At 58.3% G+C, this 14,868-nt stretch carries 15 protein-coding genes, 1 tRNA gene and 1 pseudogene; 11 read left to right on the top strand and 6 right to left on the bottom strand.

The window, feature by feature from the left end:
• Positions 1-19: 19 nt before the first annotated feature.
• The 3 genes from BM110_RS05090 to BM110_RS05080 all read right to left on the bottom strand — a co-directional run bounded on the left by BM110_RS05090 (position 20) and on the right by BM110_RS05080 (position 1,809).
• On the bottom strand, positions 20-799 hold the full coding sequence (locus BM110_RS05090; protein ID WP_093512566.1) for a PhzF family phenazine biosynthesis protein: 780 nt from the start codon (positions 797-799) through the stop codon (positions 20-22).
• Positions 800-988: 189 nt separating this feature from the next.
• Positions 989-1,065, bottom strand: a tRNA-Met gene (locus BM110_RS05085).
• Positions 1,066-1,257: 192 nt separating this feature from the next.
• Positions 1,258-1,809 (bottom strand): RNA polymerase sigma factor, encoded by a 552-nt coding sequence (locus tag BM110_RS05080; protein WP_092240549.1) that lies wholly within the window; start codon positions 1,807-1,809, stop codon positions 1,258-1,260.
• A gap of 261 nt (positions 1,810-2,070) precedes the next feature.
• Here BM110_RS05080 and sctW point away from each other — a divergent pair, with 261 nt between their 5' ends.
• From sctW to sctU, 11 genes are read left to right on the top strand one after another with little or no spacing between them, the layout of a single operon-like run.
• Entirely contained in the window at positions 2,071-3,120 is a 1,050-nt protein-coding gene (gene sctW, locus BM110_RS05075; RefSeq protein WP_093512564.1) for a type III secretion system gatekeeper subunit SctW, read from the top strand.
• Entirely contained in the window at positions 3,117-5,210 is a 2,094-nt protein-coding gene (sctV, locus tag BM110_RS05070; protein ID WP_092240553.1) for a type III secretion system export apparatus subunit SctV, read from the top strand. Before sctW ends, sctV begins: the two co-directional genes overlap by 4 nt.
• Before the next feature lie 10 nt (positions 5,211-5,220).
• Positions 5,221-6,120, top strand: coding sequence for an FHA domain-containing protein (locus tag BM110_RS05065; RefSeq protein ID WP_170856030.1), 900 nt, complete (start codon positions 5,221-5,223; stop codon positions 6,118-6,120).
• Entirely contained in the window at positions 6,117-7,475 is a 1,359-nt protein-coding gene (locus tag BM110_RS05060; RefSeq protein WP_092240555.1) for a FliI/YscN family ATPase, read from the top strand. The genes BM110_RS05065 and BM110_RS05060 overlap by 4 nt, the downstream gene beginning before the upstream one ends.
• Positions 7,462-7,890, top strand: coding sequence for a type III secretion system stalk subunit SctO (locus BM110_RS05055; RefSeq protein ID WP_092240557.1), 429 nt, complete (start codon positions 7,462-7,464; stop codon positions 7,888-7,890). Before BM110_RS05060 ends, BM110_RS05055 begins: the two co-directional genes overlap by 14 nt.
• A complete protein-coding gene (locus tag BM110_RS05050; protein WP_092240559.1) occupies positions 7,887-8,345 on the top strand; it encodes a type III secretion system HrpP C-terminal domain-containing protein in 459 nt (152 codons plus the stop codon). Before BM110_RS05055 ends, BM110_RS05050 begins: the two co-directional genes overlap by 4 nt.
• Entirely contained in the window at positions 8,342-9,358 is a 1,017-nt protein-coding gene (locus BM110_RS05045) for a FliM/FliN family flagellar motor switch protein (RefSeq protein WP_093512562.1), read from the top strand. Before BM110_RS05050 ends, BM110_RS05045 begins: the two co-directional genes overlap by 4 nt.
• Positions 9,355-10,008: a type III secretion system export apparatus subunit SctR gene (gene sctR / locus BM110_RS05040; protein ID WP_092240562.1), complete on the top strand. Its 654-nt coding sequence runs from the start codon at positions 9,355-9,357 to the stop codon at positions 10,006-10,008. The genes BM110_RS05045 and sctR overlap by 4 nt, the downstream gene beginning before the upstream one ends.
• Before the next feature lie 7 nt (positions 10,009-10,015).
• On the top strand, positions 10,016-10,279 hold the full coding sequence (gene sctS / locus BM110_RS05035; protein ID WP_065888055.1) for a type III secretion system export apparatus subunit SctS: 264 nt from the start codon (positions 10,016-10,018) through the stop codon (positions 10,277-10,279).
• A 10-nt stretch (positions 10,280-10,289) separates the two neighbouring features.
• Positions 10,290-11,078 (top strand): type III secretion system export apparatus subunit SctT, encoded by a 789-nt coding sequence (sctT, locus tag BM110_RS05030; protein WP_093512560.1) that lies wholly within the window; start codon positions 10,290-10,292, stop codon positions 11,076-11,078.
• Entirely contained in the window at positions 11,075-12,172 is a 1,098-nt protein-coding gene (gene sctU, locus BM110_RS05025) for a type III secretion system export apparatus subunit SctU (RefSeq protein ID WP_092240566.1), read from the top strand. Before sctT ends, sctU begins: the two co-directional genes overlap by 4 nt.
• 42 nt (positions 12,173-12,214) lie before the next feature.
• On the opposite strand, the pseudogene BM110_RS05020 reads toward sctU, so the two are convergent.
• The 3 genes and pseudogenes from BM110_RS05020 to sctC form a co-directional block, all read right to left on the bottom strand.
• Positions 12,215-12,497: pseudogene (locus BM110_RS05020) on the bottom strand (transcriptional regulator).
• A gap of 11 nt (positions 12,498-12,508) precedes the next feature.
• The gene (gene hrpT / locus BM110_RS05015) at positions 12,509-12,712 is read right to left on the bottom strand and encodes an HrpT family type III secretion system protein (RefSeq protein WP_092240568.1); all 204 of its coding nucleotides are present in this window, start codon (positions 12,710-12,712) and stop codon (positions 12,509-12,511) included.
• A complete protein-coding gene (gene sctC, locus BM110_RS05010) occupies positions 12,709-14,838 on the bottom strand; it encodes a type III secretion system outer membrane ring subunit SctC (RefSeq protein ID WP_092240570.1) in 2,130 nt (709 codons plus the stop codon). Before sctC ends, hrpT begins: the two co-directional genes overlap by 4 nt.
• Between the last annotated feature and the right edge of the window lie 30 nt (positions 14,839-14,868).

Below are 14,868 nucleotides of genomic sequence, written 5' to 3'. Positions count from 1 at the left end.
GTCCTTGGGGTAGTGCTTTTTACAGGTAAATCGTGCCTTGCAGGTAGAGCACCCCGTGGCCGGAAATGATCACGCGATCACCCTTGAGCTCGCAGCGCAGTTGGCCACGGCGCTTGCCGCCCTGTTCGGCGGTCAACCGGTTCTTGCCCAGGCGCTCAGCCCAGAATGGCGCCAATGAAGTGTGGGCCGAACCGGTCACCGGGTCTTCATTCACACCCACATTCGGCCCGAACCAGCGGGAGATAAAATCAAACCTCGCGCTTTGGGCCGTCACGGCGATGCCGCGTTTGGGCAGGCCCTTGAGGTGGGCGAAGTCTGGTGTCAGTGCGGCGACTTGCGCTTCGTCTTCCAGCAGTACGATGTAGTCATCAGTGCTGAACACGTCGGCCTGTTCAATGCCGAGCGCGCTCAACATGCCATCGGGCGGTTCGCAGGGTTGTGGTTGCTTGGCGGGGAAGTCCATCGACAGTTCATCACCATTGCGCGTCACCCGAAGTTCGCCGCTACGCGTGGCAAAGCGCAATACCTCTGGCGCGTCCGTCAGTTGGTGAATCAACACCCACGCCGCCGCAAGCGTGGCATGGCCGCACAGGTCCACTTCTATTTCGGGCGTAAACCAGCGCAATTCGTAGAATTCGCCGCGAGGTACAAAGTAGGCCGTTTCAGAGAGGTTGTTTTCGGCGGCGATGGCTTGCAGTTGCTCATCGCTGAGCCATTCGGTGAGCGGGCAGACTGCCGCGGGGTTACCGCCGAAGGGGGCCTGGCTGAAAGCGTCGACTTGGTAGATGTCCAGTTTCACCGTGGAGCACTCCGTGCTTAGAGGGGAGGCTGGACACTAACAGCGGGTCAAGGGAGCGTCAAAATACAGATGGCGCCTTTTTTCGGGCGCAACTCTGGGCCGTAGGGGGAGGAGCGCTTCGAGTATGCCCCGCACTTTTCTCCAGGCATAAAAAAACGGCCTACCTTTCGGTAAGCCGTTTTTAGTACTTGGTGGCTACACAGGGACTTGAACCCCGGACCCCAGCATTATGAATGCTATGCTCTAACCAACTGAGCTATGTAGCCAAGTGGCGCGCATTATTCGCGTAGAACGGCAATGCGTCAAGTATTTATTTTGAATTTTTATCTACGCTTTCAACTGTTTAAGCGAAATTGCCGGATCGGGCGACGAGTGGTTCGCGATTCGCCCGCCTGCGCAGTCAGAAAAGCCTGATCGCGGTGGGCAGATATCCCTGCCGTCCAGCGCAACGTCTGATTTTAAGAACGCGTCGAGTTGTGAGTGGCGCGTTTAAGCTGTTCGCGCGCCCGAGAGAGGCGCGAGCGGACCGTGCCGATCGGAATCTCCAGTGCGTCGGCGGTCTCCTGGTAGCTACCGTCGGTTTCCAGTGAGGCGTAGAGCGTCTTGCGCATCTCTATGGGTAGGTGGTCGATGGCGCTCAAGGTTTTCTCCAGGCGTCGATTGATTTCAAATTCCCAGTCCAGATTGTGGTTGTCTTCCTGGCCGTGCCACAGCGACTCGTCGAATTCGCAATGCACGGGTTTGGCATACAAGCGCCTGAAGTGGTTGCGTATGAGGTTTTGCGCGATACCGCACATCCAAGTGCTGAGCGTGGCGTTCCCGCTGAAACGTTCACGGTTACGCCAGGCTTCCAGGTACGTCAATTGCAGCAGGTCGTCTGCATCTTCGGGGTTGAGTACGCGCTTGTGAATGAAGCGCCGAAGTTTTTTTTGCTGGTCGTCTGTCAGGTGAAGCATGAATTGAGGCGAGCTGCCAACCAGGTGCGCTAAAGCTTCAATAGGGATATTCATGGATTTTTCCTTGGAGTAGACGCAGTCGAAAGGTGTCGACGAGAACCCCATTTGCACTGGCTGTGCCAGGCGGAAAAATTTCATAATCTATTGATTTATATGCATAAAAATTTTTTGTTGGCGCGCTTTTGTGCAAGTGCTTGCAGAAAGCGTTGAAGGCTTGTGCAAGTTTTTTCAAATGTGCAGTGGACCATTTGTTGATGGAACCGCTTTGGCTGCTTTTGCCACACAGGGAAATACTCTTCCTGTTCAGGTCCAGTCATGGTTGATTTCCCTTCCGAACTGCAAAAAATTCGCAACGAGGATCGGCCAAGTGTCAGTCATACCTCCACACCTACTGCAAGCCAGGTAGCCGATGACCTGGCTCTTCTGTTCAACGAGGAAGTGGGAGCCAGCAGCCGGGCACTGAATCGGCGGCAGCTCATCCTGCCTGTGGCTGCGGTTCAGTTGCTTAATCAGCTTTATGATCAATGGGGTCATCCCGCCAAGAAGACGTTGGCAATGGCCATATTGCAATTCAAGCAGCAGCTGCGAATGCTTGTCGGGGTTGAAAAGTTGCTGGGGCTTTGCGAGGGCGACCCCGCTCTCACCTTTATTGTGCTCAAGAATGTGGAAGCCCAGTCGGGCACCGAAGCAACCTTGGCACGCGATGCAATCATCAAGCTTGAGGCGCGTTTCAAAGGGGAGATCCAGGCAGGTCTGAATACTGCGGCTGCACTTCGGGCGGGATGTGCCGACCTGCAAGAGCGTCAGGCGCTGCGCATGCTCTATTACACCAACGTGGTTTCGCGCCAATCCCTGATGAAGATCCTGCAGGCACTGCTGGATGTATACGGTGACGAACGGTTTTCAAAAGGGCTCAAGGTGATGCAAAAAGCCTTGGCGGACGATATCGCGGCGAAGGTGTCATCATTGCCCTCGGCGCATTTGCGTACCTTGCTCCTGGGCCTGCAAAGCTGTTGGCAGTTGAGTGGAGTATTTGTCCTGTGCCAGGCATTGATCGAGCGTCTGAGGATAGAGCGCGTTACGTCGAAGCTGATGCAGCGCTTGTTGGGTTACACCACTACAGGCATCGACTCCCAGGAACTTCAACGACTGTTGGAGGAACTGGAAGCGGGCAGCCAACTCAGCCGCACCCTGATAGCCCTCAATGCCATTTACTCGGTATTCAACAAGTTCCCTCTGGCATTGTGGTTTGACAACCGGACGCGTGATCAGCTTCTGCACAACCTGTTGATAAGAATGGGGGAACTCACGAAAATGGAGCGTGAGTACCTGCAAGCCACCGCAACGCCGGAGACTCTTGCGTGACTGCGCTTTCGGCCATCAACCGTTTTTTGCTGAAAGTCGCGCAGCGCGCCGAAGTGCTGGGCGCCGTGGTGGTGATGGCCGTCGTGTTCATTTTCATCGTGCCGCTGCCCACCTGGCTGGTGGACATCCTGATTGCGCTCAACATCTGTATCTCGTGCCTGTTGATCGTATTGGCGCTGTACCTGCCGGGGCCATTAGCGTTCTCATCGTTTCCGTCGATTCTGTTGCTGACCACTATGTTCCGCTTGGCGCTGTCGATTGCAACCACACGTTTGATCCTGCTGGAGCAGGACGCCGGTGAGATCGTCGAGGCCTTCGGCAATTTCGTGGTCGGCGGCAACCTGGCGGTGGGGATGGTGATCTTCCTGATCCTGACGCTGGTCAACTTTCTGGTCATCACCAAAGGCTCGGAGCGGGTGGCCGAGGTGGCTGCGCGTTTCAGCCTGGATGCCATGCCCGGCAAGCAAATGTCCATCGACAGCGACCTGCGTGCCGGCCTCATCGACGGCATGCAGGCAAGGGACAAGCGAGACCAGTTGTCTCGCGAGAGCCAACTGTTCGGGGCCATGGACGGTGCGATGAAGTTCGTCAAGGGCGACGCTATCGCCGGCCTGATCATTGTCGTGGTCAACCTGTTGGGCGGCTTCGCCACAGGCATGTTCCAGCATGGCTTGAGTGCTTCCGACTCTATCAGCCTGTATTCGGTGCTGACCATCGGCGACGGTCTGATTGCGCAGATCCCGGCGCTGCTGATTTCTCTCACCGCCGGCATGATCATCACCCGTGTGGCGCCGGATGGTCGCAAAGGCATCACGAACATGGGCGCCGAAATCGCCCGGCAGATGACGAGCGAACCCAAGAGCTGGGTGATCGCTTCGGTTGGGATGCTCGCCTTTGCGGCGGTGCCTGGCATGCCTACCGTGGTGTTTATCCTGATAGCGTTGGTCACTGGAAGCCTGGGGTATTACTTGATGCGCCAGCGCCAACGGCAGGAACAACCCAACGCTGGAGCCGAGGAAGCGGTGCGCCCCGAAGAGAATGGCCATGAGGATTTGCGTGGGTTCGACCCCACAAGGCCCTACCTGCTGCAGTTCTCTCCGGTGCTGCGCGGCACGCCCGAGGTGGCCGATCTTATTTATGCGATTCGCCAGGCGCGAAATGCGCTGGTCACCAATATCGGCCTCACATTGCCATCGTTCGAGGTGGAACTCGATGACACGCTGGCCGACGATGAAATGCGCTTTTGTGTGCATGAGGTGCCAATGGTCAGGGCATCGGTCGTCAGCCTGGTTGCAATTGAGCGCAAGGCATTCACCATTGAGCCTGCGCACGCCATAGCGGGGCAGGCGGAGCGCGATGAGCAGGATTGGCTCTGGGTGCCGCCGGATGATCCGTTGCTCGATGATCCGCAGTTGGAGCGCTTCACTGCGGCGAGCCTGATCGTAGAACGCATGAAGCAGGCCATGATGCTCAGCGGGCCACAGTTCCTGGGGATTCAAGAGAGTAAGTCGATCCTCGGCTGGCTGGAGCACAACCAACCGGAATTGGTCCAGGAGCTCCAGCGGATCATGCCGCTGTCGCGGTTTTCGGCAGTGTTGCAACGCTTGGCCAGCGAAGGTGTGCCGTTGCGGGCGGTGCGGCTGATTGTCGAGTCACTGATCGAGTACGGCCAGCATGAGCGTGAACCGGAGGCGCTGGCCGACTACGCGCGCATTGCGCTCAAGGCACAGATCTACCATCAGTACAGGGAAGCAGACGGCCTGCACGCGTGGCTGCTGTCGCCGCAGAGTGAAAACATCCTGCGTGAGGCATTGCGCCAGACCCAGACCGGCGTGTTCTTCGCACTCGACGAAGAGCATAGCGCGGCGTTGGTCAACCTGCTCAATCAAGCCTTTTCCGTGCGCCCGAAATTCAAGAGCGTGATGCTGGTCGCGCAGGATTTACGCAGCCCTCTGCGTACCTTGTTGCTGGAAGAGTTCAACTACGTACCGGTGTTGTCCTTTGCCGAGCTGAGCAGCACCTCAAAGGTCAAAGTACTGGGGCGTTTCGACTTCGGTCAGCATGAGTTGATGCGTGGTGCTGTGGAATGAGGGCTTGATGATGTTTGAGTTACGCGTGCTTGATGGACTGCACCAGGGGGCAGCGCTGCCTTTGTTTGGGGAGCAGTGGAGCATCGGTGCTCACACCGACGCCGATCTGTTACTGCACGATCCTGGTATCGCCGAGCAGCATGCAAGGCTGAGGCTCATTGATGCGAACTGGTCGGTGCAGGCCGAGGCCGGGTTGTTGCGCGGGGCTGATGGTCAGGTGCTGGCTCAGATCGCGCGTCTGGCGCTCAACGATGTATTTTCAGTGGGAGGCGTGCGTCTGTGTGTCAGTCTGGCCGATGAGCCCTGGCCTCAATCACCCGCTCCTGCACCGGTAGCACCGCCCGCGCTCAATGAGCCGGCGCGGCAACTCAACTTGTCTACCATCTCCCACTCCCAGCAAAAGCGCCTGGTCAGCCTGGTGCTGGCGATAACGGTCATCTTCATCGTGGTGGGCATGGCCTACACCGGGGACCCGGAGGCCAAGGCGTCCTTGAGGCCGCCAGTGGTGCAGAAGCAGGCGTTGGCCTCACCGTTCGACGTGCGCCAACAGCTGTTGAAGATGCTCAACGAACGCGAGTTGAGCCAGCGCGTCAACTTGCAGGTGATCAATGGCCAGGTCGCGCTCGATGGCGACGTTTCCCAGGACGATGTAGAGCTGGTCGCACGCATGCTCAACCGTTTTGGCGAACAATACGACAGCGCGGTACCGGTGATCAGCCGTGTGCGCGCGCGCGATGGAGCCTTGCCGTTCAAGATTGTGCAGATTGTGGGAGGAGCCAATGGTCACGTCGTGCTGGAGGAAGGTAGCCGGCTGTTTGTTGGTGATGAAGTGGATGGACTGCGCCTGGTGCTGATCGACAATGGCAAAGTGGTGTTCGACGGTGCGCAGCGTTATGAGGTGCGCTGGTGAGCACGGAAGTACAGGCGCGTCTCGACGCTTGGCACCAGCATCAGGTCCAGTCGTTGGCCGCCTTCGCGCCCGTGTCGATGCGTGGGCGGATCCAGCGTGTCAATGGCATGTTGCTGCAGTGCCGATTGCCCCAGGCGCGTATCGGGGATTTGTGCCAGGTGGAGAAAAGGCCAGGCGACTGCATGCTCGCCGAGATCATCGGTTTTGACCAGCAGGATGCCGTACTCAGCGCCTTGGGCAACCTGGAAGGTGTACAGGTGGGCGCTGGTGTCGAGCGCCTAGGGGTATCCCATCGGGTACGGGTCAGCGAGGCACTGCTGGGCCAGGTGCTGGACGGTTTCGGGCGGGCGATCGCGGGAGATGGGCCCAGCGCGTTTGTCGAAGCTGACTTGGCGGATACCAGCGCAGTCCTGTGTGAGGCGCCATTGCCCACCGAACGGCCACGGATCAACCGTGCACTGGCAACCGGTGTTCGCTCGATCGATGGTTTGCTGACGCTGGGCGAAGGACAGCGTGTAGGACTGTTCGCGGGGGCAGGGTGTGGCAAAACAACCCTGTTGGCCGAAATCGCCCGTAACGTGGAGTGCGACGTCATCGTGTTTGGCCTGATCGGCGAACGGGGTCGCGAACTGCGCGAGTTTCTTGATCATGAGCTCGATGCACAACTGCGTGCCAAGGCGGTGCTGGTGTGTGCCACGTCCGATCGTTCCAGCATGGAGCGAGCACGTGCAGCATTTACGGCGACCGCGCTGGCTGAAGGTTTTCGCCGCAAGGGCAAGCGTGTGTTGCTGCTGATCGATTCCCTGACCCGTTTTGCCAGGGCCCAGCGTGAAATCGGCCTGGCGGCTGGCGAACCCCTTGGTCGCGGCGGCCTTCCTCCTTCTGTCTACAGCCTGTTGCCGCGGCTGGTAGAGCGCGCCGGGTTAACGAATGAGGGCGTGATCACGGCGATCTATACGGTGCTGATCGAGCAGGACTCCATGAACGACCCGGTGGCTGATGAAGTTCGCTCGTTGCTCGATGGTCATATCGTGCTGTCCCGTAAGTTGGCCGAGCGTGGGCACTATCCTGCGGTCGATGTGCTGGCGAGCTTGTCGCGGATCTTGAGCAACGTCGCCGAGCCTGCGGATATCCAGGCGGGTACTGCGTTGCGACGTTTGTTGTCGGCGTATCAGCAGATCGAGCTGATGCTCAAGCTGGGGGAGTACCAGTCTGGAAGTGATGCCCTGACCGACCTTGCCGTGGAGAGTCGCCAGGCTGTCGATGGTTTCTTGCGCCAGGACTTGCGTGAGCCTTCGCCGATGACCGCGACACTGGATCAACTCAAGGAGCTGACTGCCTATGTCCCATTCTGATGTGCTGCTCGGTGAAGTCGAGACGCTGCGACGCCTGCGCCGCCACCGAGCGGACCGGGCAGAGCGTGCCTTGCGTGAGGCCAAGCGGGCCCAACAGGCGCTGTTTGCGCATATCCGGCAGGCCGAGGATGCACTTGAGCAGACTCGGCAGGAGGAGGCTCGACGAAGTACTCAATTGCTCGATCAGCATCAGGGTCAGGTATTGACCCTTAAGGCCCTGAAATCCTGGAGTGCTCAGGAGCGCTCGTTGTCCGCCACTACCCGCAGAGAAATGGGGCAATTGGCGGCATTGCAAGACCAGCGGGAAGACAAGCAAGCCCGCGTTGGCACTGCTCAGAAAAAGGTGACCGATTGCCTGCGACAGGTGGAAAAACTCCAGGAACTATCTCTTTTACTGGCACAGGAGCCAACATGAACCAGGTATCAGACAAACCTGCTGAACGCCCACGCTCGAATGAGTCACGAGAGGAACGAGAGCCGGGAACTGCGGGCGTGGTGCCGGCGGAATTGACGCGGTTGTTCGCCCAGTTCTGGGCCGGTGACGATGAGGGGGCAGGCGATCGAGGTTCCCTGCGGGGAACAAAAGCCTCGGGCGGCACGGCCATGATTGAGGCGCTGACCGAGCAACTGGTGCCTCGTCTGCAGGCCACTTCGCAGTGGCCGCTCCAAGCTGTGTTGTACTTGCCCCGCCTGGGGCGGATCAACGCCAGTGTGCGCCGCGAACAGAGTAGCTGGAGTATCGATCTGGAAGCGCAAGAGGAGGCGACCGCACGCTGGCTTAGCGGCGTACGGCAACAGTGTGAAGATCGGTTTGCACTGACGCTGGGGCGGTCGGTCAGCCTGTCTCTACCTACTATCGGCAGCACATGATAGTGCCGCTTTTGACATTACCTTCGATCAACGGCGACATAGCTGCTGCGCGACGTCGACTGGGACGCGGCCTGAGCTTGGTGTTCCATGTGGCCGGGCAGGCAGGTCAGATGCTGCTCGAACCTGGACGTGCTCCCGCCGGTGGCCAGGCGATGTTCTTCGAAACCGCGTGTGGCGTGCTGGCTCTCGCTGAAGCTGGGCCGTTGCTCAGCCTGCTGGGTGAATGCCCCGTGACGTTAGCCCCCTCCGGCAACGATCCGGATTCCTGGTTTTGGGCGTTGTTCCAGTTTTACCTGAGCCCTCAGGTGAAAGCCGTGTTGGGCTATGTGCGATTGCTGGAGGCCGAACAACTCCCCAAGGCGTTTGGCTGCCGGCTCAGTGTGGCCCTGGGTAAAGCCCGGGTCGAAGGGTATGTGTGGCTGGCTCCCGAGAGTTTTCTGGTGTTGTGCGACGCCGGCCCATGGCGCGCCACGGCCCGACCGATGCCCGCGTCGTTTCGGTTGACCATTGCAGTGACCCTGGGGCGCCTGCAGTTGCCGATCGCCCAGGTACGCAGCCTGCGCACTGGTGATGTGCTGGTGCTTGAGCAGAGCTTCTTTGTGGCCGAGGGCAGCGGCTACCTACAGGTTGGCACACAGCGACTGTATGGGCGCATTGACGATGACAGCGGGCCGTTAGGCCTGACCCTTACTTCAATTGAGGAGACGTCTGTGGACGAAGAATATCTAGCCCCCGACTACGCTGGGGATGAGGGTGATGAGCCTGTGATGGACGTATTCGGTCACGAGCCGTTCGACGAACTGAGCATGGCGCTGAACGTGCGCTGCGGCACGTTGAACTTGACCCTGGGCGAGTTGCGTAACCTCGCGCCGGGCGCGGTGCTGGGCATCGCCGGTTATGCGCCAGGCATGGCTGGCCTCTATTATGGCGATCGACCGATTGGCCAGGGACAGTTGGTTGAAGTCGACGGGCGTCTGGGCTTGCAGTTATCCCGTGTGATGTTCGGCCGATGATACTTCAGGGGTTGGACCCCTTAGTCCTGGCGGTCTTTTTAGCGGCATTGTCATTGATGCCCATGCTGTTGATCGTCTGCACGGCGTTCCTGAAGATCGTGATAGTGCTGATGATCACCCGTAACGCCATTGGTGTGCAGCAGGTGCCGCCGGGCATGGCCATCAATGGCATCGCGCTCGCAACCACGCTATTTATCATGGCGCCGGTGGGGTATGAAATAGCTGAGAACATCAAAGCCGCACCGCTGGACCTGAGCAATGTGCAGACGCTTCTGCAGACGGGAAGTGAAGCGATTAAACCGTTGCGTGCCTTCATGTTGCGTAACGTCGACCCGGATGTGCTGACACATCTGCTGGAAAACACGTCACGTCTGTGGCCCGCTCAACTGGCCCGGGAGGTGCAACGCGAAGACTTGATTCTGTTGATCCCGGCGTTTGTGCTGTCGCAACTGCAGGCGGGGTTCGAGATCGGCTTCCTGATCTATATCCCCTTCATTGTCATCGACTTGATTGTCTCCAACCTACTGTTGGCGTTGGGCATGCAAATGGTCTCGCCGATGACCATTTCCTTGCCGCTCAAATTACTGTTGTTCGTGATGGTGTCCGGTTGGTCACGGTTGCTTGACAGTCTGTTCCTCTCCTATCTCTGAGTGGCTTATGGAACCCATTGTGCTGTTCAAGCAGGGCATGCTGTTGGTGGTTGTTCTATCGGCACCGCCGTTGATCGTGGCGGTGGTGGTGGGCGTGATGACGTCTCTGGTACAGGCGTTGATGCAGGTGCAGGACCAGACGTTACCCTTCGGCATCAAGCTGGTGGCGGTGGGTATCACGTTGATCATGACCGGCCGCTGGATTGGCGTGGAGCTGATCCAACTGATCAACCTGACCTTTGACATGATCGGCCGATCGGCCCTGAACTGAGACTCTGCCCGTGCTGCTGTATCTCGAGTATTTGCCCAGCCTTTTGGTCGGCATGGCGCGTATCTACCCCTGTGGCATCCTGGTGGCGGCGTTCTGTTTTCAGCATATAAAGGGCATGCCGCGGCATACCATCGTGATGGTCCTGGCATTGATACCTGCACCGGGTATTCATGCGGCGCTGGCAGGTCAGGATTATTCCGCGATGCTGCTGAGTGCGCTGGTGCTCAAGGAGGTGGCCCTGGGGATTCTGATGGGTGTGCTGCTGTCGATGCCGTTCTGGATGTTTGAGTCAGTGGGGGCGTTGCTCGATAACCAGCGCGGCGCTTTGGCCGGTGGGCAGCTCAACCCATCGCTGGGGCCGGATGCGACGCCGATCGGACACTTGTTCAAGCAGCTGGCGATTTTTCTGCTGATGGTGAGCCTGGGGTTGGGCACGCTGACCCAAGTGATCTGGGACAGTTACCTGATCTGGCCACCCACGGCGTGGTTCCCGCTGCCGGCGGCAAATGGCATGAGCGTATTCATCGACCTGTTGGGCGACACCTTTAGGCACATGATGCTTTACGCTGCACCGTTTATTGCGGTGCTGTTGTTGCTGGAGTTCGGCATCGCGCTACTTGGGGTTTACAGCCAGCAGTTACAAGTGAGTACGTTGGCACCACCGGTCAAGAGCCTGGCGGGAATAGGTATCCTATTGCTCTACTTTGCGCTGTTGCAGGACCTGATCATCGGGCGCATGGGGTTGTTGGGCGATCTTAAACACTCGTTGAGGCTGCTGATCAAGGTCGCCATCCCATGAGTGATTCCGGCGAAAAAAAGCACCCGGCGTCAGCCAAGAAACTGCGTGACCAGCGTAAGAAAGGCCAGGTCGCCCAAAGCCAGGATGTGTCAAAGCTGCTGGCGTTGACGGCCATCAGCGAGATTGCCCTGTTCACTGCCGAGACTAGCCTGCAACGCTTCCAGCAACTGATGCTGCTGCCGATATCACGTTTGACTCAGCCTTTTGTGCGAGCGTTGGAGGAGGTGCTGCTTGAAGGGATGGTGGTGTTTTTCTCATTCGCTCTGCTGATGGCCGCAATGGCAATTACCACCAAGCTGATCAGCAGTTGGATGCAGTTCGGGATGCTGTTTGCACCAGAGACCCTGAAGCTGGATTTCAACCGCCTCAATCCGCTCAGTCAAGTCAAGCAAATGTTCTCTGCCCAACAGTTGATGAACCTACTGATGAGCATCGTGAAAGCCTGCCTTATCGCTTTGATTCTGTATGTGGTGATCTGGCCCTCATTGGGTACGCTGATCAACTTGGCTACCAGTGATCTGCAAAGTTACCTACTGGCATTGATAGCGCTGTTTCGCCACTTGCTGCATGCCTGCCTTGGCATGCTGCTGGTACTGGCGCTTATCGACTTCGTCATGGTGAAGCACTTCTTCGCCAAGCGCATGCGCATGACCCAGGTCGAGGTGGTCAAAGAGTACAAGGAGATGGAGGGCGACCCTCACGTCAAAGGCCAGCGGCGTTCACTGGCGTATCAATTGGCTCAGGAAGAACCCAAGGTCAAACTGCCCAAACTGGAAGAGTCCGACATGCTGGTGGTCAACCCGACGCACTTTGCAGTCGCCTTGTACTACCGCCCAGGTAAAACGCCGCTGCCCTTGCTGGTCAGCAAAGGCACGGATGCTGAGGCCCGCCAACTGATCCAGCGCGCCAAGGCGGCTGATGTGCCGGTGATCCAATGTGTATGGCTGGCTCGCACGCTCTACACGAATAAGCTGGGAGCAAGCATCCCTCGCGAGACCTTGCAGGCGGTGGCGCTGATTTACCGCACCTTGCGCGAACTCGATGATGAAGCCAAGCGCGAAACCCTCGAACTGCCGGAGCTTGAACGCCGTTGATCAGCGGCTTGAGCCAATGTCCAAGGCTTGCAGGTTGGCCAGTTAAAGCATCCGGCTAAGGATTCTGTCCAGCGTGCTGTGGGTTGCAGGCAGTGCGTGCCAGATCACCAGCGTGTACTGGGCGTCTAGGTAAACAAAACACCCATCGAATGCCAGTGCCTGCTCAAAGCGTCGCTCCGACACGGGTTGCAATTGGCCGGCCTGCAAGGCAATGCCGGGGCGGTTCCCTGCGCGCAGTGCACACACTACCGGGTACAAGGGTCTGGTGAGTGGCAGAGCCACTCACCAGACTGTCCAGAAACACCTGGCGTTGATCGTCAGGCATTTCCTGGCGACTCATCGTTCCAGCGACACCGTCTGGTAGTCCGGGCGCTCGCCGGCGGGGCCGGGTTCGGCGCGCATGGATGACGGCCACCAGATCACCATCTGGTCCTTGGTCGATTGCGGGCGTGAGCACGAATCGCCTTTGCAGGTGGGCGTACAGCCGCTGACGAGCAATGCCAGGCCGATCAAGATGACGCATAACGGGCTGTGTTTCATGGTTGGGCCTTCTGAGCTGGAGTGATCAAGGAAGGGCGGGGTACGCTGAGGTGTTCATCCTTCACCACGGTGCGCATGGCGATAAACACTTCGGCCTCTTCACCTGGCTTGAGCCACGCACGCGGCCATACGGTGACCGCCAGGGTCTGCGCGGTGCTGCACTCTTTCTCGTCGATACGTACGTTACGTTTGAACTGATTGCGCAACACCACCACCGCTACGTTGAATTCCGGGCCTGCGTACCATTGGCTGCGTCCGGTATTCAGCGCGAGCAAATCTCGGGTGCTGCATAAAGTGTTCAGTCCCAGGGGCATCGGTGCCGCCTTGAAAGGTTTGGGCACTTCCCCACTGACCAGATGTGCCAGGGTAGTAATGATGTCACTGCGTTTTACTACCGGTTGATGGGGGGAGTAGCGCCTTGCCAGCGGTGCGAGGGCGGCTTGCAGCTCGGCTTGGTCAGCTTGTGGCAAGTAACGCGACGGATCGTCCTGGTCGCCGATAACCCGTGGGGTGAGGATGAACAAGCGTTCGCGCCGATTGTTCTGGCGTTCTGTCGAGGAGAACAACGCTTTGCCCAACAGTGGGATATCGCCCAGGAGGGGAATCTTGCTTTGCTTGTCGGCACTTTCAGTGACCTGGAAACCGCCAACCACCAGCGAGCGCTTTTCCGCCATTACGGCTTGGGTGCTGACCTTGCCCCGGCGGACATCAAGGTGGTTGGGGTCAGGGTTGGACTCGTCGAAATTGCCATCTTCAATGTCCACTGCCAAATGGATCTGGTGACTGCCGCGACTGGTGGTAACCCTGGGGACCACCTGGAAGCTGGTGCCCACGGTGACCGGCAAAATTGTTGCGTATTCAGTGCCACGACTGAGGTACTGGGTGCGGTTGAAGTCGATTACCGCTGGTTGGTTTTCCAGGGTGAGCACTGAAGGGTTCGAGACCATGGTTGCCAGTCCCTTTGTTTCCAACGCGCGGATATCGGCGTAGAAACGGTCACGGTTCTTAATCGACAATTGCGATGAGGTACCGGGTGCCATGTTGACCTTGAAGCGGCTGTTCTGGAAGCCCCAGTTCACCCCGAATTCGCGCAACTGCGTACGATCGATATCGAGAATGATCGCATCGATTTCGATCAGCTTGCGCGCGACGTCGAGTTGGTTGATTAGCTCGCGGTACATGGCCTGGCGTTCAGGCAAGTCATAAATCAGCACAGCGTTGTTGCGCACATCGGCTTCGACGCGTATTCGGCCGCCGGATACCGGTGCTCGTGGGGGCAGCGCCGGCCCTGCGTCCACTTGCCCTGTGTTGCCGTTTGCACCGAGCATTTGGCCCAGCAGCGGGTTGCCCAGCCGAGGTACGTTTGGCGTGATAAAAGCAGGCTGGTGCGTGGGGCGTTGGCTCAGGGCGGAGAGTGCTGAGCCAGAACGTGGTTCCAGCAACCCTCGTAAAATGCTGGCGACGCCGAGGATGTTGAGTTTTTCGCCGCGATAGTCCACTTGGCGATCAGCTGCGTTGGCGAACTTCAGCGGGTAACTCAGTACGCTCTGTTTTTCATCCGCTGAGCGGCGTTGACTGCTGAACTGCTTGATCTGTTCGATGTAGCGCTTGGGGCCGGAGACAAGTACCACGCCATCTTCCGGTAATTCTCCCCAGCCGAAACGGCTATCGAGCAGTCCGATATCAGTCAGCGCCTGCTTGAGGTCGCTGATCGTTTCCGACGAGACTTCCAGGCGCGCGGAGTCCTGTTGGTCCAGCGTGCTGATGTAGAGGGTGTTGTTGTAGAGATACCACTGAAAGCGATGCTCAATCCCTAGTCTGTCCAGCAGTGACTGAGGAGTATTCGCGCGGATCTTGCCGTTGACGTTGCCTTCCAGCAGGCCTTCGATTTGCAATTGAGTACCGAAGGTTTGGGCGAAGTCCTCGAGTACGTCTCGTAGGGGTTTGTGCTCCGCCTCGTAGGCGTAGGCGGTATTTTTCCATTCTGCGGGAACGGCAGCCAACGTGCTGCTTAGCGGGATCAATAGCGAGCAAAGCAGGCAAAGGCTGCACCAAAGGGCGCATTTTGATAAAACGCCGGACGAATAAAAACGCAGACTCCTGCGCTCGCGGGTCTTGTTATTCATGGAAAGTGCTCTGGTTAGTACAACTGTGAA

The organism is Pseudomonas sp. NFPP28, assembly GCF_900115535.1.
GTDB classification, from domain to species: Bacteria; Pseudomonadota; Gammaproteobacteria; order Pseudomonadales; family Pseudomonadaceae; genus Aquipseudomonas; species Aquipseudomonas extremorientalis.
The sequence above is the reverse complement of the archived record's forward strand: the minus strand, read 5'-3'. Positions and strand labels throughout refer to the sequence as shown.

Excerpts from the sequence above, each read along its gene's own strand:
- BM110_RS05080 (WP_092240549.1), bottom strand. The coding sequence starts at position 1,809 with ATGAATATCCCTATTGAAGCTTTAGCGCACCTGGTTGGCAGCTCGCCT.
- sctR (WP_092240562.1), top strand. The coding sequence starts at position 9,355 with ATGATACTTCAGGGGTTGGACCCCTTAGTCCTGGCGGTCTTTTTAGCG.
- BM110_RS05050 (WP_092240559.1), top strand. The coding sequence starts at position 7,887 with ATGAACCAGGTATCAGACAAACCTGCTGAACGCCCACGCTCGAATGAG.
- sctU (WP_092240566.1), top strand. The coding sequence starts at position 11,075 with ATGAGTGATTCCGGCGAAAAAAAGCACCCGGCGTCAGCCAAGAAACTG.
- BM110_RS05045 (WP_093512562.1), top strand. The coding sequence starts at position 8,342 with ATGATAGTGCCGCTTTTGACATTACCTTCGATCAACGGCGACATAGCT.
- BM110_RS05065 (WP_170856030.1), top strand. The coding sequence starts at position 5,221 with ATGTTTGAGTTACGCGTGCTTGATGGACTGCACCAGGGGGCAGCGCTG.
- sctC (WP_092240570.1), bottom strand. The coding sequence starts at position 14,838 with ATGAATAACAAGACCCGCGAGCGCAGGAGTCTGCGTTTTTATTCGTCC.
- hrpT (WP_092240568.1), bottom strand. The coding sequence starts at position 12,712 with ATGAAACACAGCCCGTTATGCGTCATCTTGATCGGCCTGGCATTGCTC.
- BM110_RS05055 (WP_092240557.1), top strand. The coding sequence starts at position 7,462 with ATGTCCCATTCTGATGTGCTGCTCGGTGAAGTCGAGACGCTGCGACGC.
- sctS (WP_065888055.1), top strand. The coding sequence starts at position 10,016 with ATGGAACCCATTGTGCTGTTCAAGCAGGGCATGCTGTTGGTGGTTGTT.
- sctW (WP_093512564.1), top strand. The coding sequence starts at position 2,071 with ATGGTTGATTTCCCTTCCGAACTGCAAAAAATTCGCAACGAGGATCGG.